At 70.8% G+C, this 26,761-nt stretch carries 23 protein-coding genes and 1 pseudogene; 15 read left to right on the forward strand and 9 right to left on the reverse strand.

Going from position 1 to position 26,761, the window contains the following annotated elements:
• Positions 1-149: 149 nt before the first annotated feature.
• A complete protein-coding gene (locus tag AC08OU_RS03205; protein WP_476604269.1) occupies positions 150-638 on the reverse strand; it encodes a hypothetical protein in 489 nt (162 codons plus the stop codon).
• 435 nt (positions 639-1,073) lie between these two features.
• Between AC08OU_RS03205 and AC08OU_RS03210 the strand changes: the two genes are divergently transcribed.
• A complete protein-coding gene (locus AC08OU_RS03210; protein ID WP_476604270.1) occupies positions 1,074-2,132 on the forward strand; it encodes a 2-oxoglutarate and iron-dependent oxygenase domain-containing protein in 1,059 nt (352 codons plus the stop codon).
• Between the two features lie 403 nt (positions 2,133-2,535).
• Positions 2,536-3,135 carry a class I SAM-dependent methyltransferase gene (locus AC08OU_RS03215; protein WP_476604271.1) on the forward strand — a complete coding sequence of 200 codons (600 nt, stop codon included), beginning with the start codon at positions 2,536-2,538 and terminating at the stop codon, positions 3,133-3,135.
• A gap of 179 nt (positions 3,136-3,314) precedes the next feature.
• Here the strand turns inward: AC08OU_RS03215 and AC08OU_RS03220 are convergent, their stop codons facing one another.
• The 5 genes and pseudogenes from AC08OU_RS03220 to AC08OU_RS03240 form a co-directional block, all read right to left on the reverse strand.
• Entirely contained in the window at positions 3,315-4,757 is a 1,443-nt protein-coding gene (locus AC08OU_RS03220) for an aldehyde dehydrogenase (RefSeq protein WP_476604310.1), read from the reverse strand.
• Between the two features lie 17 nt (positions 4,758-4,774).
• A complete protein-coding gene (locus tag AC08OU_RS03225) occupies positions 4,775-5,092 on the reverse strand; it encodes a hypothetical protein (protein ID WP_476604272.1) in 318 nt (105 codons plus the stop codon).
• A gap of 1 nt (position 5,093) precedes the next feature.
• Positions 5,094-6,353 carry a metal-dependent hydrolase family protein gene (locus AC08OU_RS03230; RefSeq protein WP_476604273.1) on the reverse strand — a complete coding sequence of 420 codons (1,260 nt, stop codon included), beginning with the start codon at positions 6,351-6,353 and terminating at the stop codon, positions 5,094-5,096.
• Positions 6,350-6,673 (reverse strand): hypothetical protein, encoded by a 324-nt coding sequence (locus tag AC08OU_RS03235; protein WP_476604274.1) that lies wholly within the window; start codon positions 6,671-6,673, stop codon positions 6,350-6,352. Before AC08OU_RS03235 ends, AC08OU_RS03230 begins: the two co-directional genes overlap by 4 nt.
• Positions 6,673-6,888, reverse strand: a pseudogene (locus tag AC08OU_RS03240) (aromatic ring-hydroxylating dioxygenase subunit alpha); the annotation flags it as partial. The gene AC08OU_RS03235 and the pseudogene AC08OU_RS03240, both read right to left, overlap by 1 nt.
• A 15-nt stretch (positions 6,889-6,903) precedes the next feature.
• Between AC08OU_RS03240 and AC08OU_RS03245 the strand changes: the two are divergent.
• On the forward strand, positions 6,904-7,062 hold the full coding sequence (locus tag AC08OU_RS03245; protein WP_476604311.1) for a hypothetical protein: 159 nt from the start codon (positions 6,904-6,906) through the stop codon (positions 7,060-7,062).
• On the opposite strand, the gene AC08OU_RS03250 is transcribed toward AC08OU_RS03245, so the two are convergent.
• Entirely contained in the window at positions 7,053-11,051 is a 3,999-nt protein-coding gene (locus AC08OU_RS03250) for an SGNH/GDSL hydrolase family protein (RefSeq protein WP_476604275.1), read from the reverse strand. The two genes, AC08OU_RS03245 and AC08OU_RS03250, sit on opposite strands and share 10 nt — an antisense overlap.
• A 275-nt stretch (positions 11,052-11,326) precedes the next feature.
• Between AC08OU_RS03250 and AC08OU_RS03255 the strand changes: the two genes are divergently transcribed.
• The 3 genes from AC08OU_RS03255 to AC08OU_RS03265 all read left to right on the forward strand — a co-directional run bounded on the left by AC08OU_RS03255 (position 11,327) and on the right by AC08OU_RS03265 (position 13,532).
• Complete coding sequence (locus tag AC08OU_RS03255) at positions 11,327-11,797, forward strand: VOC family protein (RefSeq protein WP_476604276.1); 471 nt, start codon at positions 11,327-11,329, stop codon at positions 11,795-11,797.
• Positions 11,798-11,907: 110 nt separating this feature from the next.
• Positions 11,908-12,198, forward strand: coding sequence for a hypothetical protein (locus AC08OU_RS03260; RefSeq protein WP_476604277.1), 291 nt, complete (start codon positions 11,908-11,910; stop codon positions 12,196-12,198).
• Between the two features lie 143 nt (positions 12,199-12,341).
• Entirely contained in the window at positions 12,342-13,532 is a 1,191-nt protein-coding gene (locus AC08OU_RS03265) for a methyltransferase domain-containing protein (RefSeq protein WP_476604278.1), read from the forward strand.
• An 88-nt stretch (positions 13,533-13,620) separates the two neighbouring features.
• Here AC08OU_RS03265 and AC08OU_RS03270 read toward each other — a convergent pair whose 3' ends face one another.
• Positions 13,621-15,447 (reverse strand): hypothetical protein, encoded by a 1,827-nt coding sequence (locus AC08OU_RS03270; RefSeq protein ID WP_476604279.1) that lies wholly within the window; start codon positions 15,445-15,447, stop codon positions 13,621-13,623.
• Positions 15,448-15,780: 333 nt separating this feature from the next.
• On the opposite strand from AC08OU_RS03270, the gene AC08OU_RS03275 reads away from it, so the two are divergent.
• The 4 genes from AC08OU_RS03275 (at position 15,781) to AC08OU_RS03290 (ending at position 18,925) form a co-directional block, all read left to right on the forward strand.
• Positions 15,781-16,254 carry a helix-turn-helix transcriptional regulator gene (locus tag AC08OU_RS03275; RefSeq protein ID WP_476604280.1) on the forward strand — a complete coding sequence of 158 codons (474 nt, stop codon included), beginning with the start codon at positions 15,781-15,783 and terminating at the stop codon, positions 16,252-16,254.
• A gap of 65 nt (positions 16,255-16,319) precedes the next feature.
• Positions 16,320-16,946, forward strand: coding sequence for a hypothetical protein (locus AC08OU_RS03280; protein ID WP_476604281.1), 627 nt, complete (start codon positions 16,320-16,322; stop codon positions 16,944-16,946).
• Positions 16,947-17,216: 270 nt separating this feature from the next.
• Positions 17,217-17,708: a pyridoxamine 5'-phosphate oxidase family protein gene (locus AC08OU_RS03285; protein WP_476604282.1), complete on the forward strand. Its 492-nt coding sequence runs from the start codon at positions 17,217-17,219 to the stop codon at positions 17,706-17,708.
• Between the two features lie 101 nt (positions 17,709-17,809).
• Complete coding sequence (locus tag AC08OU_RS03290) at positions 17,810-18,925, forward strand: ATP-grasp domain-containing protein (protein ID WP_476604283.1); 1,116 nt, start codon at positions 17,810-17,812, stop codon at positions 18,923-18,925.
• Here AC08OU_RS03290 and AC08OU_RS03295 read toward each other — a convergent pair.
• Complete coding sequence (locus AC08OU_RS03295) at positions 18,906-21,827, reverse strand: AfsR/SARP family transcriptional regulator (protein WP_476604284.1); 2,922 nt, start codon at positions 21,825-21,827, stop codon at positions 18,906-18,908. The genes AC08OU_RS03290 and AC08OU_RS03295 overlap by 20 nt on opposite strands.
• Before the next feature lie 210 nt (positions 21,828-22,037).
• Between AC08OU_RS03295 and AC08OU_RS03300 the strand changes: the two genes are divergently transcribed.
• The 5 genes from AC08OU_RS03300 to AC08OU_RS03320 all read left to right on the forward strand — a co-directional run bounded on the left by AC08OU_RS03300 (position 22,038) and on the right by AC08OU_RS03320 (position 26,744).
• A complete protein-coding gene (locus AC08OU_RS03300) occupies positions 22,038-22,187 on the forward strand; it encodes a hypothetical protein (protein WP_476604285.1) in 150 nt (49 codons plus the stop codon).
• A gap of 142 nt (positions 22,188-22,329) precedes the next feature.
• Positions 22,330-23,373 (forward strand): MvdC/MvdD family ATP grasp protein, encoded by a 1,044-nt coding sequence (locus AC08OU_RS03305; RefSeq protein ID WP_476604286.1) that lies wholly within the window; start codon positions 22,330-22,332, stop codon positions 23,371-23,373.
• Positions 23,370-24,416 (forward strand): TIGR04500 family putative peptide maturation system protein, encoded by a 1,047-nt coding sequence (locus AC08OU_RS03310; RefSeq protein WP_476604287.1) that lies wholly within the window; start codon positions 23,370-23,372, stop codon positions 24,414-24,416. Before AC08OU_RS03305 ends, AC08OU_RS03310 begins: the two co-directional genes overlap by 4 nt.
• Entirely contained in the window at positions 24,406-24,570 is a 165-nt protein-coding gene (locus AC08OU_RS03315; protein WP_476604288.1) for a hypothetical protein, read from the forward strand. The genes AC08OU_RS03310 and AC08OU_RS03315 overlap by 11 nt, the downstream gene beginning before the upstream one ends.
• Positions 24,567-26,744, forward strand: a complete 2,178-nt coding sequence (locus AC08OU_RS03320; RefSeq protein ID WP_476604289.1) for a peptidase domain-containing ABC transporter — start codon at positions 24,567-24,569, stop codon at positions 26,742-26,744. The genes AC08OU_RS03315 and AC08OU_RS03320 overlap by 4 nt, the downstream gene beginning before the upstream one ends.
• The last annotated feature ends 17 nt before the right edge of the window (positions 26,745-26,761 follow it).

Here is a 26,761-nt window from a genome sequence, read left to right on the forward strand (position 1 = left end):
GCGCGGCGGCGGTTCCCGGCGTGGGGGTGCGCGCGGCCGGCGCCGCTGACCAGCGCGCGTCATTCGGCGCGGCGGGCGGCTGACCCGACGGCCCGAAGGCGCCGATCGCGGCGGTCGCCGATCGCTGCGGGCAGCGGCCTGACCCGGTGTCAGCCGAGTCTCCGGTAGATCATGGCGAAGTCGTGCTCCCAGCCTGCATCGTCCCGGCCCATCTCCCAGGCGCCGGTGATGGTGTCGCCGTCCTCGCTGAAGGTGCCGATGAACCGCTGCCGGAAATTCAGTGGTGTGAAGTCGGGCGACTCGCGCGTGAGCGTCCACACTCCGTTGTCGAAGGTCATCGCATACAGGCGCACCACCCCGCGCGCGTCGTAGTAGTGCTGCGTGTACGCGCCCGTCCCGGGGTCGACACCGACAATCGTCAGGCTGTCGGGTGCTTCGGGTATCGGGACCTCGGTGCGCTGCAGGAGAAACCGCTCGTCGAGGGTCCATTCGAACCGGCTGCGCGCCGTTGGGCCGTCCCCGGCGGAGCCGGCCGATGCCGGGTGCCCGTCCGGAAAGCGAACCTCCACGATCCATTCGCCGACGAAGACGTCGAGGCGCGCCAGCGCGTCCACGTGCTGCATGCCTTGCTCGGTCATGACGATCGCTCCCAGTTCTCGGGGTCAGCCCCAGACGGCGTGTGCGGTGCCCACGACCAGTTCGAGCTTGCGGCGCTGGTCGTCGATGCTCAGCACATTGCCACTCTCGAGGGAGGCGAAGCCGCACTGTGGGCTGATCGCACCATGCGCTGCGCATGTTCCTACGGCAGAGGTGCATCCCGACGGTGACCTCCGGGTTCTTCTGCCTGGCCGCGCGGATCAGCCGGTTGTCCGTCTCGATCGTGCGGGTCAGGTGCGCGATCGCGGCGTCCAGGCGGTCGGCCCCGGTCGATGTCGGGAGCAGTAGACCCGCGCACTGTCGCCGATCGGTGCATTCGACGGGGCGGCGGCAGGGCCAATCCCGTACGCTGTTGCACTGGAAAGGCGCTCCTTCTTCTGCCTCAATCGGACCCTCGACAAGTCCAAGGAGACAAGATGGCCGAGCTTCGCACCTTCCGGCTGCCGCAGCGCGTCGCCCAGTCCGATGGCGACGTGTCCTTGGGACGGGAACTGATTCGGGCATGGCAGGTCGACGGGATCGTCCAGGTCGCCACTGATCCTGTTCAGGACAACGTCATCGAGAATGCCTACGCGGCCAGCAGGCGCTTCTTCGCGATGCCCGCGGACTACAAGACCTCGCTCGTCAGCGATCTGACCTACGGCGGGTATGTCGCCTCCGGCGAAGAGGTGACCGCGGGCAAGAGCGACCAATCGGAGATCTTCACCGTGTGCCAGGACGTTCCCGGACACGACCCACGCGTGCAAGGTGGCTGGCCGTGCCACGGCCCATCGCCGTGGCCCGACCAGGAGTACCGGCGCGCCATTGACACCTTCATGGCCCGTCTCGGTGAGATCGGCGAGACGCTTCTCGAACTCGCAGCGCTCGGCCTCGGTCTCGCGCGTCTGGACGCGTTCACCAGTCTGACCCGGGACGGATGGCACCACATGCGCGTGCTGCGCTTCCCCGCGCGGTCCGCGACGACCGCCCGCGGCATCGGGGCGCACACCGACTACGGGCTCCTGGTGATCGCCGCTCAAGACGATGTGGGCGGCCTGTACATACGCCCGCCGGTCGAGGGCGAGGACCGCCCGCGCAACTGGCTGGATCACGAGAGCTCCGCCGGCATGTTCGAGGACGAGGAGCCATGGACCTACGTACGGCCGGTGCCGAGCGTGCTGACGGTCTTTCCTGGCGACATCCTCCAGTTCCTGACCGGGGGCACTCTGCTCTCCACGCCGCACAAGGTCAGGCTCGCCGATCGTGAACGTTTCGCGATCGCCTACTTCCACGAACCCAACTTCGACGCCTGCATCCACCCGCTCGACAGCGTCGACAAGGACTACATCCACTACGGGACACACTTCACCAACATGTTCATGCGCTGCTACCCCAACCGCATCACCACACGAAACATCCTCGACAACGACCGCCTCACCGTTCTCGACCAGCTACACACACAAGCCCTGGCAAAGAGTGCGATCGGGATTTTCTGATCAAGGGTGGAACTGGTCCGGCCTGACACGCTGGCCAGGTTGTACAGCCGATTCACCGAACGTTGGTGCGGAAGCGGTCTCCTTAGCGAGCCCCGCCCGAGCGTCGCGCCGCGCTCCTCACCTCGGTCCCCATCTCGGCCTCGTCGTCGACGTTCACCGTCTCCCCGTTGGCCGCGTAGCTCAGTTGTTGCTCTAGAGTGCTCGGTCCTCACGGCCAGTACCGCACAGGCCGGTCCTCCCACCAGGCCGAGTCGACGGCCCTGTCAGCCCAACGCACCGCGGCACGAACGGCCGGCGAGCACACCCTTCGCGGAGAGCCGCAGCGACCACCGAAGATCACGCCCCCACTCCGCGGGCCCCTGGTCGAGCTACCCCGCCAGCCGCCCCCCTACAGTGAGACGGCGTGTCCATTGATCACATGCGGTGGGCGTATTCCGCACGAGCCGATGAGTACGTCGCCCTGCTGGGATCGGTCGCCGAGATGCCCCCTGAGGACCGGGACCTCATCGCATCGTGGTCGCGCGACATCACCGGTCCGGTCGTCGACGCGGGATGCGGACCTGGCCACTGGACGGCCTTCTTGCATGCACGTGACATCGCCGTCGAAGGCGTGGACCTGGTGCCGGAGTTCATCGCCAGCGCGAAGCAACGGTTCCCCGAGGTCCCTTTCCGGATCGGGGCCCTGGACGGTCTGCCCTTCCAGGACGGCGCGCTGTCCGCGCTCCTATCGTGGTACTCGATCATCCACACCGCACCGGACGACGTCCCCGCACACCTCGCTGAGTTCGCCCGCTGCATTGGCACAGGGGGCTCGTTGCTCATCGGCTTCTTCAACGGCGAGGCCCTCGCACCGTTCGACCACGCCATCGTGACGGCCTACCATTGGCCGGTCGACGCCATGCGGCAGGAACTGACCGCAGCCGGGTTCGAGGTGCTCGAGACACACACGCGGACCGACCCCGGCCGGCGCCCCCACGCCGCCATCGTCGCCAAGCGTCAATGACGTTCCGGACCGGACTCGCGATAGCGGGCAAACCCTGGGTTTGGGCCCGTTCACCTGACCCGGGGCCATCTAGTGCTCTGCGTTGAAGATCCTTTGACGCGTGCGGAGGGGTTGGGTTGGGCACGGTGTGCGAGCCGTCCCGGGCGGCGCTGAGCACCATTGCGGGATGGTCGCCCGGGTCAGGGCGCGACGACCGAGATCGATTTGGTGTCGACGTACGAGTCGATTCCTTCGCGGCCGAACTCGCGGCCGTAGCCGCTGGCCTTGACGCCGCCGAAGGGCGCTGCCGGGTCCATGCTGTAGGCCGCGTTGACGCCGAAGGTCCCGCTGCGGACACGTCCCGCGATAGCGAGGCCGCGCTCCACATCCGGCGTCCAGACCGAGCCGGAAAGGCCGTACTGCGTGTCGTTCGAAATTCGGACGGCATCCGCCTCGTCCTCGTAGGGAATCAGGCTGAGGACGGGGCCGAAGATCTCCTCGCGGGCTATGGTCATCTGGTTGTCGACGTCGCCGAAGACGGTGGGCTGCACGTACCAGCCACGCGGGAGCGGCGGCTCGGTGCCGCCGACCAACAGGCGGGCACCTTCGCCGACGCCGGATCCGATGTAGTCGCGGATCCGGTCGCGCTGTCGCTGCGTCACCACCGGGCCGACCTGGGTTTCCGGCGCGGACGGGTTACCGACGCGGAGGCCGTCGACCATGGCGGTGACGGCGTCCGCGAACTCCGCGTACCGGTTGCGAGGGAGCAGCACCCGGGTCTGGGCCACGCAGGCCTGGCCGCCGTTCATCAGGCCGGCGACGCGGATACCGGTGGCGACCGCAGCCGGGTCGGCGTCGTCCAGCACCACCGCGGCCGACTTTCCGCCCAGCTCCAGGCTGACGCGGGCGAGGCGGTTCGCGCAGGCAGCGGCGACCTTCCGGCCGACCGCGGTGGAACCGGTGAACGAGACCTTGTCGACGCCGGCGTGCGCGACCAGGTACCGGCCGACCATGCGCTCGCCGGGCAGGATGCTGACGACTCCGGGCGGGAACCCGGCCTGCTCGACCAGTTCGGCGAAGAGGCAGGCGTCGAGCGCGGTCTCGGGCGAGGGCTTGAGGACGACGCTGCAGCCCGCCAGCAGCGCCGGCACGAGCTTGGCGACGGTCATGAAGATCGGCATGTTCCAGGGGATGATCGCGGCTACCACCCCGACCGGCGATCGCCGGACGCGGATGTCCGCCCCGAAGAACCCGGGCCGGGTCTCCTCCCACGGGTAGGCGGCCCCGATCTCCGCCATGGAACGCATCATCACGCCGGGCAGGTTCGCCTGCGCCGAGCGCGAGAACGTGATGGGCGAACCCATCTCGGCGCTCACGAGCTGGGCGATCTCCTCCCGGCGGGCATCGTAGAGGTCGGCCAGCTTCCGGATCTGCCGCACCCGGTCGGCCGGGTCGGTGGTCGGCCAGGGCCCGTGGTCGAAGGCCTCGCGGGCGGCGTCCACCGCCCGGTCGACGTCCTCCGGACCGGGGGATGCGACCCGGCCGATCACCCGTTCGGTATGCGGGGACACCACCTCGATCAGATGGCTGGTGGCCGGCCGGACCCAGTCTCCACCGATGAACAGGCCGGGGTGCTCCGCCACGGTGGCCGAGGTCGGGGTCACGGCGCCTCGGCGACGAGGCGCAGGTACCGGACGGTGGGCGGCGGGTCCAGCCGGAGGCCCACCGGCGGCGACATCTCGCCCGACCGGGTCACCGACTTGAGCCGGCCCACGAGCGTGTCGAGGTCATCGCCCTCCAGCTGGTAGACCGCGACGAACGGGCCGTCGCCGGTCAGGGGGGCGTACCGCTCTGCGGAGAGGACGCCGTCGATCGCCGCCATCTCCCTCATGTGGGTGTTCTCGTACCAGGCGTGGAAGTCCGGTGCCTGCTCCGGCGAGGCGGGGTACGCCTCCACGATGAGCACTCCGCGTGCCATGTCAGCTCTCCTTCTCGGGGACGTTCTTGTGGACGATGCCGCCCTTCATCACGAAGCACACGCTCTGCAGCGCGGTGATGTCGGTTGTCGGGTCGCCGGGGCAGGCGATGACGTCGGCCAGCAGGCCGGGCGCCAGGCGGCCGCGGTCGTGGACGTCGATCAGCTCGGCACTGGTGACGGTGGCCGCCACGATGGCCTGCATCGGCGTCATGCCGCGGTCGACCAGGGCCCAGAGCTCTCTGGCGTTCTGGCCGTGCGGGACGGCGGGAGCGTCGGTGCCGCAGGCGATCCGCACGCCCGCCTCGATGCACTTGCGCAGCGTCGCCCGCGCGACCGGGAACGTCTCGGCGGCCTTCCTCTGGAGCGCCGGTGGTGCTTTCGAGACGTCGAGCCCCTCCGAGAGGTAGCTGGTGGGGACCAGGAAGGTGCCGCGTTCGACCATCAGCCCGATCGTCTCGTCGCTGGCGAGCGACCCGTGCTCGATGCAGTCGACTCCGGCGAGGATGCAGGCGCGGATGCCGGCGTCGCCGTGCGCGTGCGCGGCGACCCGCAGCCCGGCGCGGTGTGCCTCGTCGACGATCGCGGCGAGTTCCTCGTCGGAGTACTGCTGCGCGCCGACCGCGGTGCCATGGGACATGACGCCGCCGGACGCCGAGATCTTGATGACGCCCGCGCCGTACTTGATCTGGTGCCGCACCGCCTCGCGCACCGCCGGGACGCCGTCCGCGATGCCTTCTGGCGTGCTCAGCGGCATGATGTGCGGGGCAAGTCGCTGGAACATGGTCGGGTCGAGGTGCCCGCCGGTCGGGGTGATGGCGTGCCCGGCCGGCACGATGCGCGGCCCGGGCAACCAGCCGTTGTCGATCGCGCGGCCGAGGTCGACGTCGAGCAGGTAGCCGCCCGTCTTCACCATCAGCCCGAGGTTCCGGACGGTGGTGAATCCGGCCTCCAGCGTCACCTTCGCATTCAGCGTGCCCCGCAGCGTCCGGTACACCGGGTCGTCGGTCACGCCGTGCATCGGCAGCGGCAGCCCGGTCGGCGTCTCCGGACCGCCGATGAGCAGGTTGATCTCCATGTCCATCAGCCCGGGCAGCAGCGTCGTGTCGCCCAGGTCGACGATCTCGGCACCGCCAGGCAGGACCGGCGGGTCGACCGCAGTGATCGTCTCGCCCTCCACGACGACGGTGGCGGGGGTGCGCACGACCCCCTGCTCGACGTCGACCCAGCGCGCGGCCTGGAGGACGACGTGCGAGTTGCTCAAGGAACGGGCTCCACAATGCAGTCGAGGCTCGACGAGCCGGAGTCCGGGATGCGGGGCTGGTGCCACACCTCGACCGGGAACGAAACCATGATCATCAAATACAGGAGGTGCATCAGGTTCAGGACGTCGTCCGGCAGGCCTTCCAGGTCGAACCCGTCGCAGTACGCGATGGCCGCCTCGGCGCGGGGGACGATCGCGTCGTAGAAGGCCTGCATCTGCGGCATGGTACTGACCAGACGCTTGGCGTAGCGCTGCGGCTCGGTCGGCAGGCACCACTCGGCAACCCAGGGTTCGAGGTCGGCGAAGGCTTCGGGGAGCATCAGCGCACCTCCTGGGCAGTCGACTTCTGGTAGTCCTCCACCCAGTCCTGCGCGGTCTTGTGCAGGTGGCGGAGCAGGATCTCCTGGTCGTTGAGCGGAAACCGTGTCACGCGGCGGGATTCCAGCATGGTCTGCGTCGCCTCCAGGGTGTTGCTGTCCTGCAGCCCGTACTCCTTGAAGGTCAGGGCGGCCATCTCGTGCGCCACCCGCTCCCGCCCATCACCCTCCTGATGCTGATGTCCAGCGTCTCGCGCTTCCTGCTGATCGAAGAGGCGTTCGGGCTGACCATTGGCCACGCCGAGACAATCACCTTCATCGAGGACCGCCTGCGGCGGCTCGAGGGCGGTCCTTCCGGCCGCAGGATCGATTCATCGCGAAGTCATCGCTGATTTCTGGCGTGCCTGCTCGACGATGCCTCGGTCGCCCGGGCCGGTTGCCCGCTTGCCTCGGGGTGCCGGCTCAGGTACTCGGCCAGCGGTGCCGCCGCGACCTGGGCGGCGAACGCCGGGTCCACGACCTGTGCTTCGTCGAGCCGGACGACGGCGGCCGGCGACGGCGCCGGCGCCCGCCCCCTCGCGGCACTGGCCTGCGCCGCGGTGACCCGCATGCAGTTGGACTTCGGCCCACGCAGGCTCCCGTTGCCGGCCTGGATGCAGAACTCGAAGTTCGCGGCGCCCGACACCAGGTAGCCGACCCGCATGCTGGTACCGCTGACCATGTACTCCATCTGCCACGCGGGGGCGGCGTCGGCCAGGTCGTCGGCCCAGATCCAGTACCCCGATGCCCCGGGTGCCGCCGTCCAGGTGAGGTCGGCGGAGCAGCAGTCGCCCGCCACCTGCGCGGCCGAGGTGAGCGTCGTGGCGCCGGGCGGTCCGACGCCGGGGATCGCCGACGCGGCGCCGGTCATGGGACCGGTGCCTGCCGCATTGATCGTCGCGACGCCGAACCCGTACGTGCGGCCGTTCGTCAGCCCGTCGAACCGCGCGTTCTCGGCCGAGGTCGTCATCGACAGGAGCATGGGGGTCTGGTCGGCGCCGTCGGTGGTGTCGACGGCGTACACCGCGTACCCGGTGATCGAGTCGCTGAACGGGCCGGTCGGACGGGCCCAGGCGAGGTCGACGAAACCGTCACCTGGCGTGACCGTGACGCTCGGGGCGGGCGGCGGATCGGCGGTCTTCGGGTTGGCCTGCGCGGCTGCCGTCGGCGAGAAGTCGCTGGTCGCATTGCCGCGGCCGGTCTGCACCTTGAACTCGTAGGTGTGGCCGCGGATGCCGCCGTTTCGCCAGCTATCCGCCGGGATCGGCAGCGGCAGCCGGCTGAACTCGGTCTCGCCCGCGGTGACGTCGCGCTGCCACAGCCAGTACCCGCTCGCACCGAACACGTGCCCCCAGGCCACGGTGATGCCGGCGTCGGTCGGCGTCGCGGTGATGGAGGGCGACGGGCCGACGTTGAGGAACGGGTCCGAGGGCGCGAGGCCCGTGTAGGCGAGCCCCACGCCGAACCTGCCTGACAGCCTGTTCGCGAAGGCGCGCGCGATCTTGTACTCGCCGATTCCGTTGGGGTGCAGGCCGTCGTAGGAGTCGTCCGCCGGAAGGTAGTCGCTGCTGATGTCGACCAGCTCGACCGGTGAGGTGACCTTGTGGAGCTGCTGCGGTATGTACGCGCTCAGCAGGTTGTTGTACGCGTCGATGGTCCCGTGCAGGTTGGGGAAGTTTTCCAAGGGCGTGCGCTGCACCACGTTCGCGACGAGGAACTTCAGGTTCGGGTTCACGGCGCGCGCGTTGGAGACCAGCTGGGTGAGATCGGAGAGCAGATCTTGCGGCGTGGAAACACCCCACGCGAGGTCGTTGAACCCCAGCTCGATCAGAAGGTAGTCCGGTGTCGTGCCGAGAGCTGCCTGGTTGCTCAGCTCGCCGGCGATGCTGACCTTCGCCTCGCGCATCAGCCGCCCCCATTGGGCGTAGTGGTCGCTGTCGAACTCGACGTTGTCCCGGTACCTGCCGTCGTAGACCGGGGGGCTGCTGGTCTTCGGGAAGTCGGGCGGCTGTGACGCCGGGAGGTAGGTCGTGCCCTTCCACGGCCCGACGAAGTCGACGTCGCAATGGGCGGCCAGGTGGTCGCGCAGCCGGTAGCGCCAGGTCACGTCCCCCTCGAGGCCCTGGCTGATCGAGTCACCCACCGGCATCAACCGGGTGGGTCGGGTCGAGAGGTCGAGTGTCTTCGGTGCGCCGTAGTACGGCTGCGGGTTGCTCTCGTCCTCGAGATCGTCGTCAGGGCTCGCCCCGACCTCCAGCAGCACCCGCGGGTGCTGCCGGACCTGGCGCCACGTGTCCGGAGGTACGGTCCACGAGGTGGCGCCACCGGCCTCGGCCTCGGTGAGGACGTCGCCCCCGGGAAGGCGGAACCGGACCCAGAACCGCGTGTTCGCCTTCGTGTTCGGCTTCCTCCCGTCGGCACCCGGCGCCCAGGAGACCGCCTGCCCACAGCCGGCAGGAAGCGCGCCATCGGCCGGGGTGACGTTCGTCGGCGTGAGGCCGTGTACCTCGAGCACCGCCTGCGCGGCGTTGCGCTCTTCGATCGGGCGATCCCTGACGATCGCGTCGTAGGCGGAGCGGAAGTCGAGGGGACCCGCCGACCAGAGGCGGTTGAAGATGTCCGTCGAGGAGAACTGGGCCGACTCCGCGTCCTTGTCCGAGTCCCACAGGTCGAAGAGCGCTTGCTGGACGACCGCCTCGTCGCTGTCGGTGTCCCGACAGGTGTTGCTCTCCAGGCTGTAGGAGATCGTCCCGCCGGTGTTGAACGGCGGGCCGGGCTGGTCCTCGTACCAGGTGTCCCCTACGCTGCTGTCGAGGAGGCCGGGCGGGACTCCCTGCTCGTGCAGGGCGACGATGCCCCAGAAGGTCGCCCAGCCCTCCGACCACGCGAGGGCACGGGCGTCTCCCTGGTTCAGCTTCGGGTCACCGTATCGCTCCGCGCCCCAGGCATTCCAGCAGGAGGCGGTGTGGTATCCGCCGGGTGACGTGTCCATTCCGGCGTGGTACGCCACGAGGTGACCGCTCTCGTGGGCCAGCACATCCCAGTCGAAGGCGTCCTCTTCGCAGTGGTGCTCGGTGCCGCCGTCCCCCGGACACATCGGGTCCCCGCCACCTATGGAAATCCTGTCGGGCAAGCGCTGGGCGAAGGATCGGTCGGTGCCGCTCGGGTACTGGATGTCGAGATGCCCGTCCCAGTCCGACGGCTTCTTCGCGTTGTAGTAGTCGCCGACGGTCTTGGCCGCGTCCAGCAGGGCGAAAGCCCGCCCCTCGATCGAGTCACGGGTGGGCTCGAGGTCCACACCGGTCGCCTGCTGGCCGACCGTCAGGTGGATCGGACGATTGACTTCATACCACTGGCCGAAGTTGCCGACGCTGGCTACGTCGTTGCGGGTCGAGACCCGAACGAAGTGGTCGCCGTCCACGGGCTGGGAGAACGTCAGCGAGTAGCTGCCGTCGGCGGCGGTGCGCCCCGCGGCCAGCACGACGGTCGGCCTGTCGGCCGCGTACAGCTGGACCATGGCGGCGCGGACGTTCATCACGGCGTCGTTCTTGTAGCGGTACGTCGCCCTGCCGCTGACCGTCGTGTCCGCGGCTGCCTCTCGCAGGTCGTCCGCGCGTGACGGCGTCGACGTCGACGTCGACCAGCGGCTGCCCGGGACGGCGTGCAGCTTCGCCCGCGCCAGCCCGTGAGCCGCCACGGTGAGCCGGCCGGCGTCGCGGTCGGCCTGCAGCTGCGCGTCGCCGAGCAACGGCAGCGCCGCCGCGGTGACGAAGGACCCGCGGTGCGCCCGGGCCGCGAGGTACATGCTGCCCAGTGTGTGCCCTCCGGCCCGGGCGGTGACCAGGATCCCGGTGTCACCGCCGCCCAGGGCGGGCAGGTTCACGGTCTTGGTCACCCTCACCCCCGGCCGCAGGGCTCCCACGGAGACCGGCGCGGTGGCGTCGCCGGCCCGGCGGTCTCCGGCCAGCAGGCGTGCCCGGAGCGTCGCGCCGCCCACCGCGACGAGTGGGTCCACGGTGACGGTCAGGGAGCGGCCCGACGGCGCGAGGCGCAGGCCGAGGTCGACGGATCGGCCGTCCACCTCGGCCTGCGCCGCGACCTGCCCCTTCTTGGCACCCGCCGGGTTGATCGCGGGTGCCGCCACGACCGGAGGCTTCCCCTCGGCCTGCGCGGCCGTCGCGGACGACGGGAGACCCACGACGGCGCCCACGGCCGCCAGCGCGGCGACCAGCAGCACGCGGCTGCGGGCCTGTCGCCGCCGCCGAACCCTGGACGGGCGAGCCACCAGACCCACCCCGACTGCCGAACGCCCCGCTCGCACGAATCCCCGCAGGTCACGCATGGTCCCCCCAAGGACTCAGACACCGGCCCAGTCGGCCCGGTCGGCTCGCCGCCCGCGCGGCTCGGAAATGCGAACACCGAGGTTGCGTGCAGTCGATTGAATTTCGATGGACTCGCGATTGAGGCGACCCGAAGGCGTCCGGCGACGCCACCACGCGCAACTCGTAGATCACGTTCTACGAGCCCGGTACCGATCCCGGGATCACCGATGAGTTCCACGGGCTGAGCAGGTCTACCAGGACGTACGCCGTCGAGCCACCGAACGGAGACCCAACGATGACCACTCCCGCCAACCCCGGTCGCATGCTGTTCGTGAACCTCCCCGTGGCGGACGTCGAGCGCAGCAAGGCATTCTTCGCCGCGCTCGGGTTCAGCTACGACCCGCGGATGACCGACGAGACAGCCGCCTGCATGCCGGTCGGCGAGCACGCCGTCGTCATGCTGCTCAGCCGCCAGAAGTTCGCGCAGTTCGCGAAGCTGCCGATCGCCGATCCCACCACGCACACGCTGGCGCTCTACTGCTTCGGCGTGTCATCGCGCGATGAGGTCGATGCGGTCAGTGCCGCCGCGCTCGCGGCAGGTGGCTCCGAGGTGGACGGCGCGGAGGACTACGGCTTCATGTACTCGCGCAGCTTCTACGACCTCGACGGCCACGGTTGGCAGGTCATGTGGATGGACCCGGCGGCGGCAGAGCAGGGTCCCGAGGCGTTCGCGGCCTCCGCACAGGACGCCGGCGCCCCGGCCTGACCCACGACGGTTTCTCCGTGGGTAGGGTCCGGGGTCGTGACGCAGGGACCTCAGGCCAGCCGAACGGCGGTCCTGGTCTGGGGGCCGGCCTGGACGGTCGTGCGTGGCGCATGCCGGAGCTGGCCGCCGCCGAGGTGTTCGAGGTCGACCACCCGCCTCGCAGCAGGACAAGCGCCGGCGTGCCGGTGCGTTGCAACCGGTCGCTGGGGCGCCGCACTTCGTGCCGGTCGACTTCACGCGTGACGCCTCGGCCCGTCGCTGGCGGCGGCCGGCCACCGGGACTCGGTCCCGACCACGTGGCTCTGGCGGGGCACGGACCAGATGGGAACGCCACCGCCGGCGAAAGCGTCGAAGACGTAGTGATCCATGGGACGTGGCCGCCGGCAGGCGCGCGGTGGTGAGGGACATCGGCCACGGTGTGACGTTTTGGTGATCATTTTTCACAAATGATCACCAAAACGTCACACCGTGGCCGAGATCTGCGCGCCGGATGGGATGCCGCCAGGAAGGTTTCCCATCTGGTCCGTGACCCCGGGAGGGCGTCGTGCCCTACCTGACCAAGGCGAAGGTAGAGGCCACCGTGCGCGTGATCAGCGAACGGTCGGCCGCGGGAAGCCGGATCGTGGTCAACTACCAGGCACGGTCGGTCGTGACCCGGATCGGCCGCCTGGTGGCCCGCGGGCTGGCTACGGCCGCGCGCCGGCCGCATCCGATGTCCGGCGAGCCGTGGCGGTCGTTCTGGACGCCGGCGTCCATGCGCGCGTTGCTGACGCCAGGCGGCTGGCACGTGGTCTCGGATGAGGACTTGCTGACGCTGGCCCAACTGCCGTCCCTGCCGGTGCGGCGCCGTCGCAGCCTCACGAGCGGCCGCGTCGCCGTCGCCGACCGGTCACCCTCCTGGACCAGCCCTGGGGAACAACGCAATCCGGAAGACGTTGCTGGTGCCATGAACCGGTATCTGCTCGACAACCGCCGCCCGGAAGCGGGCGACAGGTTCGCGGCGCTCGCCGAACTGTTCGATCCATGGACGTTCCGCCACCTCGACGACCTGGGGCTTGGCGAAGGCTGGCGGTGTTGGGAGGTCGGTGCCGGCGGCGTCTCGGTACCGCGCGGCCTGGCAGAGCGGGTGGGAGCCGGCGGCCGGGTGCTGGCCACCGACATCGACGTGTCGTGGATCGAGCCCGCGGCGGGTGGTGCACTTGAAGTGCGTCGGCACGACGTGACAGACGACCCCCCGCCGGCGGAGACGTTCGACCTGGTCCACGCCCGCCTGGTGCTGGTCCACCTGAAGGATCGAGCGGCCGCGCTGCGGGTCATGATCGATGCGCTCCGGCCTGGCGGATGGCTGGTGATCGAGGATGCGGACCCCTCGCTGCAGCCGCTTGCCTGCCCGGACGAGCGCGGCCCCGCCGAAGAACTGGCGAACCGGCTGCGCACCCGGATCCGCACGCTGCTGGCCGGGCGCGGTGCAGACCTCGCGTACGGTCGCACGCTGCCCAGGCTGCTGCGCGAGTCGGACCTGGCGGACGTCAGCGCGGAGGCCTACTTCCCGATCGCATCGCGCGCCTGCGCCATCCTGGAAGCGGCCACGATCCAGCATGTTCGCGACGAGCTGCTGGCCGCGGAACTGGCGACCCCCGAGGAGATCCGGACACACCTCGCGAACCTCGCCGGCGGCGACCTGCACCTCATGCTCGCACCGATGATCACCGCATGGGGCCGCAAGCCGACCTAGTGCGGTGACCGCCAACGTTCGCCGACGCGTAGCCGGTGAACGTTAGCGCCGATTTTCACGCAGCGAATTGGCCCTCAACTTCGGGGTGTCAGGCGTACTCGTAGTGCAGGGTGTGGCCGTTGAGCCAGGGGATGGCGAGTTTTTCGGGGAGGTCGGCTTGGCGTAGGACGGGTGAGTAGGTGCGCCGGTCGAGGCGGACGATGGTTTGGGTGCCGCGGGTGAGGATGTGTCCGTCGGTGGTCAGGAACCGGCGTTGCAGGGTGTCGGGGGTGGCGGTGGCGTAGCCGGGTAGGCGGCGGCGGAGGGCGGCGCAGGCGGTGTGGGCGAGTATGGAGAGCACGACGTCGAGGTCGATGTTGAGGGGGACGGCGCCGGCCAGGGCGTCCAGGCCGAGGGAGCGGGTCGCTTCGGCGAGGCGTTGTTCGATGTTCATCCGCCGGGAGTAGGTCTCGATGGTTTGCTTGGCGGGCAAGGCGTCCCGGTTGGTGATCAGCAGGGTGGGCTCGTCGTGGCCGAGTCCGGCGACCGCGAGTTGCCGCAGGGTGCCGGGGTACTTGGACAGGTTGACGGCGGGGTCGTCGATGACCCGCACTTTGCGGGTGTTGCCGCCGGCGCGGGCCACGGTCATCGAGGTCCAGGCCTTGGCGGGCAACGCGTGCAGCGCGGCGGTGAGCTTGGGGGTGCGGGCGCGCAGGGTGATGAACCCGATCCCGCGTTCGGTCAGCGCGCCGAGCTGGTCCTGGGTGGTGACTTTGGAGTCCATCACCAGCAGGTCCGGGTCGTGCCCGGTGGCCGCGTGCCAGTGTTCGACGAACGCCATCACTTCCCCGGCTTGGGTGGCCTTGGACAGGTCGGCGTTGGCGTAGAGCAGGGCGTGGCTGATCGCGTCTTCGGCGAAGAACGTCAGCACGCTGCGGGTGCGTTGGGAGCGGGAGGGTACGTAGTGCTTCTCCAGTGCCGGGTCGGCGCCCCAGTGCATGACGGCGTGGAAGTCGAGGTTGACCACGTCCCCGGTGGTCAGGTGAGCGCGGAGGGCGGCCTTGTCCAGCGCGGTGAGGAACGCGGCCTGCTTGGCGTGCTCGAGGCGGTAGGAGTAGCTGGTCAGCGCGGTGGTCTTGGGCAGCGCGGTCAGGCCGGTGAACAGGGCGGCGGCGGGGTCGGCTGCCACGTCGTGGACGTGGCAGACCCGCCGGGTGCCGGTCAGCTTCAACGCCAGCAGGGACAGCAGGTAGCTGATTGCGGGGATGTCGCGGGTGCCGGGGTAGCCCGCCGCCCGGACCAGGGCGGGCAGGTCCAGGGCGAGCAGGTCCGGCAGGGTCAGCAGCAGCCCGGCCAAGCGGGTCGGGCGGTCGGCCAGGGCGCGGTAGTCCTCCGGTTCCAGGGCGCGGGCCCGGGGCAGGTCCTCCCGGCGGGGCCCGCCGCGTTCGGCGTCCGGGCGGCGCCAGATCCGCGGCAGCCCGGCCTCGGCGATCACCTCGCTGATCCCGGTGCGGTTCAACGCGATGCCCTCACCGGCCAGTGCTGCGGCGATCTCGTCGATCGAGTGGCCCTCGGCACGCAGCTCGATGATCCGGGCGCGGGCGGCGTCCTTGCCGGGCGCCTGCTTCGGGCCGGGCCGGGCCGGGGGGAAGAAGTCCCGGGCACCGCCACGATTGGCGCGGAAGTCACGCACCGCCGAGTACAGCCCGGTCGTGGTGTAGCCGAACCGTTCGGCCACCGCTGCGGCGGGCTGGCCGTCCAGCAGGTACGCCCGCAGCGCCTCGTACCGCCGCTGAGGCCCGGCGTCCGGGGCCGCGAAGTACTCCCCACCGGGCCGCGCTGCCTGGACGGCAGCACCCGCGGGTTGAGACGTATTCGCTGACTGGTCGATGCCTCCAGTGAATCGTGTTTCGATGCCGCGATCCAGGACCGACACCGGGTGTGTCCCTCCCGACGGATGACCTCACGCCACCGAACCGTTGAACTACAAGCATGTAGTTCACGCCGCAAGCCCGGCATCGCGAGCACGCAGCGCCCGCGTCGGAACACACGCAACCCGCATACCGGGAGACCAATCAGCGAGAAGCCCCCAGACAGATCGCTCTGCTCCCAGCCGCCACTCGACTGAGATCGCCCATCAGGCAACCGAATCCACCCACCGCACGACACCCAACCCACCCCGCGATCACGCGATACTCAGGCCAGGACCCTGCCCGCGGAAATCGGCGTTAGAGCCTGTTTGCGGTCACCGTCCGTCCGCGGGCGCCTGGTGATCGCCGCCGTGCTGGTCGGCTGTTTCGTCTGGGCGATGGTCGTCGTGGGGCTGTCGTTCGCGATGGTGGAACACGGTAGTGGGCAGTGGTGGGTGATCCCGCTGTTCGGCGCGTTCGTGCTGGCGATCGCGGCGCTGGCCGTCCGCCGGGTCCCTGCGACGCGCTCCCGTACCGGCGCGGCACCGGCAGACGGACCCGATGCCGTCCAGGGTCCGTCGCCTGTCGCGGTGCGGTGCAAGCCCGCCGAGCCGCTCACCTCGCGCGAACTGGAGGTTCTGCGCCACCTGGCGGCCGGCCACACGAACGCGGAGATCGCCAGGGTTCCCTTCGTCGCGCCCGGGACGGTGAAGGCGCACCTCAACCACATCTTCCGCAAGCTCGGGGGCGGCGAGCCGGCTGCAGGCCGTCGCGCACGCCCGCCAAGCCGGCCTGCTCGACTGAGAGCCTGTGAGGTTCCTCTGAACCGCTGAAGATAGACCCGGTCTAGACCGTTCGGCAGATGCTCACCCGGGCGGTCGTTCCTAGCGTCCGGGTCATGGAGCAGCGTATCGATCGGATCGCGCCGTTCGCCCTCGTCGCGGTGTTCACGCTCGTGGCGCAAGGTCTGTCCCTCATCGAGTTCCTCCCACTGCCGATCGCACTGCTGATCGGGGCCGGATGGGCGGTCCTCATCGGGCTCGCCGCGCGCTGGGTCAGCCGCAGACCGGTCCTGAGCGCCTGGGCGGAGGACGGTCTGGTCGCGCTGGACAGCTCCTCGATCACCGGGGAGACGATGGTGACGATGTTCCTGCCCAGCATTCCCATCGCGATCGCGGCGAACGTCCCCACCGAACTGGTCATCATCCCGGGCCTGCTGATCCTGGGATGGCGTCCCGGCGCCCGCCGCACCCTCTTCGTCACCGCGGCCTCGATCTACTTCGTCCACCGGATCTGGACCTACCTGGTGTTCGCCCCCGACCGCCTGGACTTCGCCGCCGCGGAGCAGTCCACAACGGTGTTGACCGCGGCGGAGAAGGCGCAGTTCGCCGCGGCCCTGCATGTCGACGACCCGCGGTGGATCCTCAACCTGTTGATCTTCGCCATCTTCCTGCTTTCGGCGTTCTCCTCCCGGCTCCGGCAGGTCGACAGCCCCATCGTTGCCGCGCCCGTCACCCGTGGCTGACTCGGGATGAGCAGGCCCAGCGCGCTCTCACCGGCACGACCGCGGGTGCGCTGAACGGGCCCCTCATCGCATTCCACGTGATCATCCCGGGTGCCACTCGCCTCACGCTCACGCCCCCGGAAGCATTGGCCAGATGGCGCAACGAGGACATCTACGATGGCTGCTGCATCCGCGGCCCGGACGTCGTCGTACCGCTCCGTCGATGTCGAGAACGTCGGGCTAGCTCCGCCCTCTGAGCGGGACCAGCCATCACCGGAAGGAACAGCACCTTTGAAGAAGCAGCAGATCGCCGAGATCCTGGCCAAGCCGTACGCCCGGCAGCTGCTCAACGGCACTGACCCGGTCCGCCTCGCCTACGACGGTCTCGACGGCGACCCGCGGGTCATCCCGATGGGCTTCTGGACCGAAGGCGACCAGGTAGTGATGGCGACGACGCCGAACGCGCCGAAGGTCGCCGCCCTGCGCGCCAAGCCGAAGGTCGCGCTGACCATCGACACCAACGCGTTCCCGCCGAAGGTGCTGCTGATCCGCGGCACCGTCGAGATCGAGACGGTCGACGGCGTCCCCGAGGGCTACCTGGAGGGCGGACGCAGGTTCATGCCCGAGCAGCAGTACGCCGAATGGGAGGCCGGCGTGAAGGGCCTGTACGACGAGATGGTGGTCATCCGTGTCACACCCACCTGGGTCAAGCTGATCGACTTCGAGACCACCATCCCACAGGCGGTCGAGGAACTCGTGAAGGCGAAGGCCGCGGGCAGCTGAGACTGACGGTCCCTGGCCGAGGCTTCGCCACCGCCACTGCGGGTCGCCAGCACCTCGAGACGGGAGGCATGTAGATGTTGGCTTTCGCTGGGCATGGAGAAGTGGTTCTGCTCCAGGCGAGACAGTCACTCGGAAGCGTCGGCCTCACCGGCTTTGCCGCCGCCGTGCTGGCCAGCGGCGCCGATTTGCGGATACTCCGGACCGGTGAGGCGCCCCTGGTGCGCGACACCGATGTGGATCTGGACGGGGTCGGCGACGAACGGGTCGCCGACCCTGCCGAATGGCGTTCGCTGCTGCCCGCAGCGACAACCGCCGTCGTGACCAACGACGAATACCTGCTCCACACCGCTATCGCACTCAGCGGCGAGCTCGGCCTGGAGACACCGATTCCCCGCTCGTGGCACAACTACCGGCACAAGGGCGTCATGCGGCGGACTCTGGAGGCAGCAGGACTACCGGTGACGGAGTCGCTGATCGTGACCGGCGGAACTGTCGAACCGACCGGCCGTTTCACCGGTTTCGCCGACGACGAGGCGGTGATCGTCAAACCGGCCGCCGAGGCGAACCTGCGCGGTATCCGCATCGAGAAGTACGCCGACGTCGATCTCTTCGCGCTCGAGGACGGCCTCGTCGAACGGCTGCTCGACGGCCCGCAGTACCATTCGGAAGTCCTGGTGGCCGACCGCACGGCGACGCACCTGTTCTCCGGCCGGTACACCCGCTCTCTGCTCGACCTCACCCTGGGCTGCGCGTCCGGTTCGGCACGGGCCGACGCGGCGACCGAAACCCTCTTGGCGGACCTCGCCGTTCGGACCTGCGCGGCCCTGGGGCTGGACGGGACGTTCACCGCGCACGTCGAGTACTTGTCCACCGGGGACAGGCCGGAGGATCTGGTGGTGAGCGAGGTCTGTGCCCGTGCCGCCGGGGGCGAGGTTCCGTTCCAGTCCCGGGTGATCACCGGCAGCGACCTGGAACTGCTCAATCTCTCGATCCAGGCCAGGCTGCCGTGGAGCGCACCCGAGGTGGACACCTATGCGTCCGGCGGGTGGCTGTGGCGGGTAGGGGAACCGATCGCGGGCACCGACCGCATCGACCACCTACCGGTGCACGCCACCTTCGACCGGATCGCACTCGGGGGGCGGGCCCGGATCACCGGTGCGACCGACGACGTCCAGACCGCGCTGGAACTGCTGGCGGTCAGCAACGAGGCACCATGACGACGGCCGCCTGCGAGCCGGTGGCCTGGTCCACGGCTCCCAGCTTGGTGTGCACGTCCTTCGCGTCGGGGTGACCCAGATCCGTGAGGATCGCCAGCGCCCGCCGCCAGGTGCGCCGGGCGAGATCCGCCTCGCCGGCCGCGTGCTGGGCGTCGCCGATGCGGCGCAGCACGCTCGCCTCGTGATAGTGGTAGCCCAGGTCACGGACCAACTCCAGGGCCCGGTCGTAGCAGCCGATGGCGCGCCGGGTGTATTCCAGGGCGCTCCAGATGTCGCCGAGGCTGTTCCAGACGTCGGCCTCGCCGTAGCGGTTGCCGATCTCGTGATGCAGCGACAGGGCCTGCTCGCAGTGGCGGATCGCGGCATCGGGGTGGCCGATCTGGGCGAGGCGCTCCCCGATCTCGAGCAGCGCGCAGGCCTGCCCGTACCGGTGCCCGGCGACGTGGAACAGCTCCAGGGCGCGCCGGGCTTCGCGCAGCGCCGGTCGTGGCCGCTGCTGCCGGGTGAGCAGCTGGCACCGGTGCATGTGGATGTTCGCCCGGCCGGCGTGGTCACCGAGCCGGGCCAGCAATTCGGCGGCGCGCCGCAGGTGCTCGTCGGCCTCCCGATGGGCATCGAGCCGCACCAGCGCCAGGCCGAGGAAGCGGTGTGCGTTCGCCATCACCACCGGGTCCTGCAGGCGCCGGGCGCTCCGCACGGCGATGCGCTGCGTCGCGGCGAGGTCGTGCCACAGTCCCTGCCGGTCGAGATAGGTGGCCAGCGCCCAGGCCAGGTTCCCGGCGTGGGCATCGAAGCCGCCCTCGGCGGCCGCGCCGAGCACCGCCAGCAGCGCCGAGTGCTCCGAGCCGAACCAGGCGAGCGCGGCATGGTGATCGGCGGGACTCTCCGGTCGTGTGCCGGGTGCGGGCGGCCGCAGCTCGATCCGGTCTCGATGCGGGTGCAGCGTCATCGTGGCGGCATGGGCGGTGTGCACGTAGTGGTCCAGCAGGCGAGCGATGGCGGCGTCGCGAGTGTCGTGCGGGTCGTCTGCGTCGGCGTCTGCGTCCTCGGCGGCGACGCGGTCCGCGGCGTACGCACGGAGCAGGTCGTGCAGCGCGAACCGTCCGGGTGCGCGCTCGGTCAGCAGGCTGGCGCGGGTTAGCTCGGTGAGCAGCCTCCGCGCGGTCACCGGCGGCAGGCCGGCCAGGCTCGCGACCGCGGCCGCGGAGACGTCCGGGCCGGGATGGAGGCCCAGCAGGCGGAACTCCCGCGCCGCGGGCGGCGTCAGCGCGCGGTACGACCAGGAGAACACCGAGCGGACGTCGGCCGCTCCGCCTCCGGCCGCGAGCGCGTCCAGGCCGTTGCTGGACCCGGCGAGCTCCGCCGCGACGGCGGAAAGGGGAAAGCGAGGCTGGGCCGCCGCGCGCGCAGCGACGATCGTCAGTGCGAGTGGGAGCCCGGCGCATCGGGCGACGATCTGGTGCACGGCCGGGAGATCGGCTGCGAGGCGCTCGGGACCGAGACGGCGAGTCAGGAGGTCCTGCGCCTCGGCAGTGGTGAGCACGTCGAGGGCGAGCGGGTGGGCGCCGTTCGTCGCCACCAGGCCGGACAGCTGGTCGCGGCTGGTGACGACGGCGAGCGCACTCGGCGAGCCCGGCAGGAGCGGGCGGACGTGGTCGGCGTCGTGCGCGTTGTCGAGCAGGACCAGGACCCGCTTGTCGGCCAGGAGGCTGCGGTACAGCCCGGCCTGGGCCTCCTCGCTCGCCGGGATCCGCCCCGGCGGTACGCCGAGGGCTTCGAGGAAACCACGGACGGCGTCGGCCGCGGACATCACCTGCCCTCCTGGGTCGTAGCCGCGGAGGTTGACGTAGAGCTGCCCGTCCGGAAACCGGTGGCGGACACGATGTGCCCAGTGCACGGCCAGCGCCGTCTTGCCGACGCCTGCCGTCCCGGTCAGCGCGGAGATCACGATCGCGGTCGGCGCCGCGGCGGGCGCGGACGCCAGGACGGCGTCCAGGTGGGCGAGGTCCCGGTTCCGGCCGGCGAAGCCGAACACGTCGGCGGGCAGCTGCGCCGGCGCCGTGCCCGGGTCGCCGCCGTGGCACGGGGGTTCGGTGATCGGCCTGATGTCCGCGGCCTGGACGGCGTCCGCGTCCGGGAGGGTGTCCGCGGCGAGGCCGGCGTCGGCGGCGAGGATGTCGTGGAAGAGCTTGCGTGTCGCGGGGCCAGGCTGGACACCCAGCTCGTCGTCCAGCAGCTCGTGCAGGCGCCGGTAGGTGGCCAGTGCCTCGCCTTGCCGGCCGCTGCGGTACAGGGCCAGCATCAGGTGCTGCCAGAGCCGCTCCCTGAGGCCATGCTGGATCACCAGGCCCAGCAGCTCGCCCGACAGCTCGACGTGGTGGCCCAGCCCCAGTCTCGCCTGGACGCACTCCTCGATCGCCTCCAGGCGCCTGTCCTCCAGCCGCAGAACCTCCGGCCGGACGGCGTCCGGCAGGTCCAGCCCGTCCAGCACCGGCCCGCGCCAGAGTCCGAGGGCGCCCAGGAAGTACCGGGCCGCGGGCGCGGCCTGCTTCGAGGCGAGGTGCCGCCGCCCGGCGGCGACCAGCTCGTCGAACCGGGTGGCGTCGAGGGCGGCGGGGCGCAAGACGAGCCGATAGGACCCGGTCGGTTCGTAGTCGATCCGCACGCCCTCGGGGCCGCCGTGGCCCAGGAGTCGCCGCAGCTCCGCCACGTAGGACCGGAGGTTCGAGTTCGCGCTGGGCGGTGGTCTCCCGTCCCAGAGGGTGTCGGTCAGCCACTCCACCGACAGTGCGGTGTTGGCCTGCAGCGCCATCGTCCCGAGCAGCCGCCGCGCGAGCCGGCGCCTCGGCACCACGGGCACGTCCCGGCCGATCTCCAGCGGCCCGAGGATGCGAATCTCCACGTTTCCCCCATCAGGCCCGAATCGTGTCAATAGTGACAGAGTCGTTGGGGGCCGGTTCCCGGACAGGGCGGAGCCCGGAATCTTGCGGGCCACGGGTGTGTGCCGGGATGTGTGCGCCCGCCCCCGACGATCGGGCGGGCGGATCCTCACTGGCCGCCTCGGCAACGGGAGCCGCGCTCCCACCGGGCAGGTGCGAAGGGGGTGAAACGTATGGCAGACACCACGCAGACCATGATCGGCGACATTCCGGCCGTCGGGCGCGAGCTCGATGAGCGCGAGTTGCTGGCGGTGACGGGCGGCGTCGACGACACGCTGTTGCTGGGCGAACCGACGGGCGGATCGTGCGGCGGCTGTCACTGACCGGTTGACCTGCTGAGCCAGGTCTTCGGAGGGCGAGAGCTCGTCCCGTGGGCCGCGACGGCGGCCGACCGGCAGGAGTCGGCCGGTCGCGGTCCACGGGACGGTGCGGGGCAGCGGAGCGAGGACGCGGGGGTATCGGGCCATGCGGAGAGTACTGATCGTCGCCGGGCGCGGGGACGAGCACGCCGACCACGTCGCGCGGTTGCTGGCGGGGCGGCACGCCCAGACGGTTCTGGTCGATCCCGCGGACTTCCCTACCGAGGTCGCGCTGACGGCCGGCCTGGACAGCTCCGGCCGGCTCCGGCGACGCCTGCGATCCGGGCGGGATTCGCTCGACCTGGAGGCGCTGACGGGCGCCTGGCTGCGGCGTCGCTCGTTGCCGGTGCCTCACCCGGAACTCGTGAATCCGACGGCGGGGGAGTACGCACGGCTGGAGTGTGCGGCGTTCCTGGACGACCTGTGGTCCTGTCTCGACTGCCCGGTCGTGCCGGCCCCGGCACCGCTGGGACCGGTCGGGCCGGGCAAGGTCAGCCAGCTCGCGGCCGCCGGGCGGGAGGGCTTCGAGGTGCCGCCCACGCTCGTCACCACCGATCCGGACGAGTTCCTCGACTTCTGGACGCGGCACGGCGGGCACGTCGTGACGAAACCCCTGGAACAGCTGGCATTCCGTTTCGACGGCGTGGGGTTCTCGCGGTACACCGAGCCGGTGCCGGCCCGGTCGCTCGGCTACGCCCGCGGCGTCCGCTTCTGTCCGGTGATCGTCCAGCCGCTGGTCCCCAAGGCGGTCGAGGTCCGCGCCACGGTGGTCGGGGACCGGGTGTTCGCCGCAGAACTGGACTCCCAGATCGGGGAGCGCACCAGGACCGACTGGCGGCGGGGGCGCGAGCGGGGCATCGTGCCGCACCGCGCGCACCGGCTACCCGACGGCATGGCGGCTCGATGCGTGCGGTTGGCCCGCCGGCTGGGGCTCCTCTTCGGAGCGATCGACCTGGTCCTGACCCCCGACGGTGACTACGTCTTCCTGGAGGTCAACGCGGACGGGAACTTCCGCTGGCTCGAGAACCTGACCGGGCTGCCGATCAGCGAGTCCCTGTGCGACCTCCTGCTCGCCGGCACCAGCGTCCCGGCGGCGGCCGGCGAACGCGGCGTCCACGGTCAGGTGCCGGTGCCGGCGGTGGGCCCGTGAGCGCGGGCGGCCGGTCGCCGCTCGACGACGCGCTCGACTACCTCGTCTCGCTCCATCGCGATGCCGTCGAGCCGGTCGAGGCGTCGAGCCGTCTCCAGGCACTGCGCGAGCGCCATCCCGACACCCGGCTCCGGCTGCTCTGGCAGCGCGAGGAGTACGACGGCGGCGTCCACTACGACGTGCTGCTCACCGGACCGGGACCGGACACGGTCTCGCTGTCGTACTGCCCGGACCGGGCGCTGCCGTGGCCGCTGAGAGGCGGCCAGTGGGCCGGCGACCGGGTCGTGCTCCGTGTGGACGGCGTCGCGGCAGAGGTCGACGACGTGGTCGCGCAGCTCGAGCTCGGATCGGCGGGCCCGGGATCCGGCGGCCGGCTGGCGGACCGGCTCGTCAGGGGCTGCCTGATCCGGCACGAGCTCGCCTCCGATCCGATGCGGCTCTCCGGTCCCGAGCTCCAGGACGCGATGGACGCGTTCCGCCGGGCGCGTGGCCTGCTCACCCGGGCCGGGACCGAGCGCTGGCTGGCGCGGCGCGGGCTCACGCACAACGCACTCGAGCGGGAGGTCGCCGCCGAAGCGGCGGTTGCGCGGCTGCGCGCGCGGGTGACTGCCGACTCGGTCGAGGCCTACTTCCGGCGGAACCAGGAAGGGCTGGCGGCCGCCCGGATCTGGCGCGTCCACTTCGCCGCCGCTGCCGACACGGAACTGGCGCTCGCCCGCATCTCGGCAGGCGCCGACGTCCAGTCCGTGCTGGAGGACGCCTTCCTCGCCGGGGCCGACGTCGGCCTGCCCGGCGTCCTCGAGCTGGTGCGCCGGGACGAACTCGGTAGCGAGCAGTCGGCCGCGGTGTTCGACGCGGCGCCGGGGACGACGCTCGGACCCTTCCGCGCCGGCGACCGGTACGAGCTGATCCGGGTGCTGCGCCGCGAGGCCGCCGAACTCGACCGGGACACCCGCAGGCTGATCGAGGAGCGCCTGTTCGAAGACTGGCTGGAGCGGCGGGCCGCCGCGGCTCGGGTGGAGTGGTTCTGGCGTGTTTCGTGAGGAGGCGCTGCGGGTCCTGGCACAGGAGCGGGACGCTGCGGCAACGCCGGCCGACGTCTCGAGCCCGTTGCTCCGCCGGCTGTGGATCGTGGCCGCCGGGCTGGGTGCCGCGCTGCTGGTTGCCGCGCTCGCCCTCGCGGCGGCGCGCTCATGACGGCGCTGGCGACCGGCCTGACCGCGGGCCTGACCGGCGGCCGCCGCCACGCCCGCGTGCCGGTGGTGCTCCAGACCAGCGCCGCCGACTGCGGAGCCGCATGTCTGACAATGATCCTCCGGGCAGCCGGTCATCCGGTGACGCTGCGGGAGGTGAAGGGCCGTGTCGGCGACTCGCGAGACGGGGCCTCGGCGCTGGCCCTGATCCGGGCTGGACGGGAGTACGGCCTCGTCGCCCGGGGTCTGTCGCTGGCGCCTGCCGACGTCGCGGCGGTGTCGCCGGTCGTCGTTCACTGGCGCTTCAACCACTTCGTGGTGCTGGAGCGGTGGGATCCGCGCGGCGTCCGGCTCGTCGATCCGGCGGTGGGACGGCGGAGGGTCACGCCGGAGGAGTTCGACCGGAGCTTCACCGGCGTCGCGCTGGTGATGCGGCCCGGGCCCACCTTCGCACCCCCGCAGACCCGGGAACCGTCCTGGCGTGGACGGTTTCTCCGATCCGTTCTGGTGCCGCACCGCCGGTTGTGGGTGCAGGTGCTCCTGGCGTCCATGCTGCTGCAGGTGCTCGGCCTCGCCGTGCCGTTCGCGACGGAGCTCGTTGTCGACCTCGTCCTGGCGACCGGTGGCCGCGGCCTGACCGGCCTCCTCGGGATCGCCCTGGTCCTGGTCGTCCTCAACCAGTTCGTGCTCGCGTACCTGCGGTCCCTGCTGCTCGCACGCCTGCGGGCCCGGGCTGATGAGGCGCTGACGACGGGCGTCGTCCGGCACCTCTTCGCGTTGCCCCACGCGTTCTTCCGCCGTCGTGGCGCCCCGGACCTGGTCACGCGGATCAACAGCGTAGCGATGGCACGCGAGATGATCGCCGCGAACGTCGTCCCCGCCCTCCTCGACGGCCCGCTGGTCCTCTGCTACGTCGCGCTGGTGATGGTGCGTGACCCCGTGCTGGGTGCGGTGCTTGCCGGGACCGCCCTCGCTCAAGCCGGCGCGCTGGTCACGTTCCGGAGCCGGCTCTCGGAGTTGACCCAGGAGCAACTGCACGCGCAGGGCGGCGCGCAGAACTTCCTGGTGGAGGCGATCAAGGGGATGGAGACTCTGAAGGCCGGCGGACTCGAGGACAGGGCCGTCGAGCAGTGGTCGCAACGGTTCCACCGTCAGCTCGCGGCCACCGTGCGTGCCGCGCAGGCGACCGGCCTGCTGGAGTCGATGCTCGGTGCCGCCCGGACACTCGCGCCCATGGCGGTGATCTGGCTCGGCGCCTGGCGCGTCCAGGAGGGCGCCGTGAGCCTCGGCGCCATGCTTGGGATCGCCGCGCTCTCCGGCGCCGCCCTGGCCCCGCTCGCGTCGCTGTCGACCGGGCTGCAACTGCTCCACCTGGCCGGTGCGCACCTTGAGCGGGTGGTGGACATCGTGACCGCCGAACCCGAGCGGCCGGCGGGGGCAGGCGCAGGCATTCCTCGGCTGTCGGGCGGGATCGAGCTACGGGACGTGTCGTTCCGCCACAGCCCGCAGGACGCGTGGGTGCTGCGCGGGATCACCGCCCGGTTCCTACCCGGCCAGACCGTCGCCGTGGTGGGCAGGTCAGGGTCGGGCAAGAGCACGCTGATCCGCGTGCTGCTCGGCCTCGACCTGCCGACGACCGGCGGCGTGCTGTACGACGGCGCGCCGGCGCCGCTCGCCGATCGCGTTGCGATCCGCCGGCAGTTCGGCGTCGTCGTCCAGGAACCGGTGCTGTTCACCGGGAGCATCCGCGAGAACATCGCACTGGCCCGGCCGGACGCCGACCGCGCGGAGATCGAGGCGGCCGCCCGGATCGCTGCCGTCCACAGCGAGATCGAGCGCCTGCCGATGGGGTACGAGACACTGCTCTCTGACGGGCACGGCGTCTCGGGGGGACAGCGGCAGCGGATCGCGCTGGCTCGGGCTCTGCTCGCCAAACCCGCCGTCCTCGTCCTCGACGAGGCAACGAGCCAGCTCGACGCGGCGACCGAGGCGGAGATCCAGGCCGGCATCCGGCGGTTGCAACAGACGAGGATCGTCGTCGCTCACCGGCTGAGCACGATCCGCGACGCCGATCTGATCCTGGTCCTGGACGGTGGCAGGCTGGTCGAGCAGGGAACGCACGAGGTCCTGCTGGCCAAGGGTGGGCACTACGCGGACCTGGTGGCTCGGCAGACCTGAACTCTCGAACGCACGGT

Source organism: Frankia sp. CcMO1 (assembly GCF_977945845.1).

Bases quoted from the DNA above. Each gene is read 5' to 3' on its own strand.
- AC08OU_RS03205 (WP_476604269.1), bottom strand. From the start codon at position 638: ATGACCGAGCAAGGCATGCAGCACGTGGACGCGCTGGCGCGCCTCGAC.
- AC08OU_RS03235 (WP_476604274.1), bottom strand. From the start codon at position 6,673: ATGCTCCCCGAAGCCTTCGCCGACCTCGAACCCTGGGTTGCCGAGTGG.
- AC08OU_RS03245 (WP_476604311.1), top strand. From the start codon at position 6,904: ATGCTGATGTCCAGCGTCTCGCGCTTCCTGCTGATCGAAGAGGCGTTC.
- AC08OU_RS03225 (WP_476604272.1), bottom strand. From the start codon at position 5,092: ATGGCACGCGGAGTGCTCATCGTGGAGGCGTACCCCGCCTCGCCGGAG.
- AC08OU_RS03260 (WP_476604277.1), top strand. From the start codon at position 11,908: ATGCCGGAGCTGGCCGCCGCCGAGGTGTTCGAGGTCGACCACCCGCCT.
- AC08OU_RS03250 (WP_476604275.1), bottom strand. From the start codon at position 11,051: ATGCGTGACCTGCGGGGATTCGTGCGAGCGGGGCGTTCGGCAGTCGGG.
- AC08OU_RS03320 (WP_476604289.1), top strand. From the start codon at position 24,567: ATGACGGCGCTGGCGACCGGCCTGACCGCGGGCCTGACCGGCGGCCGC.
- AC08OU_RS03255 (WP_476604276.1), top strand. From the start codon at position 11,327: ATGACCACTCCCGCCAACCCCGGTCGCATGCTGTTCGTGAACCTCCCC.
- AC08OU_RS03300 (WP_476604285.1), top strand. From the start codon at position 22,038: ATGGCAGACACCACGCAGACCATGATCGGCGACATTCCGGCCGTCGGG.
- AC08OU_RS03210 (WP_476604270.1), top strand. From the start codon at position 1,074: ATGGCCGAGCTTCGCACCTTCCGGCTGCCGCAGCGCGTCGCCCAGTCC.
- AC08OU_RS03305 (WP_476604286.1), top strand. From the start codon at position 22,330: ATGCGGAGAGTACTGATCGTCGCCGGGCGCGGGGACGAGCACGCCGAC.
- AC08OU_RS03280 (WP_476604281.1), top strand. From the start codon at position 16,320: ATGGAGCAGCGTATCGATCGGATCGCGCCGTTCGCCCTCGTCGCGGTG.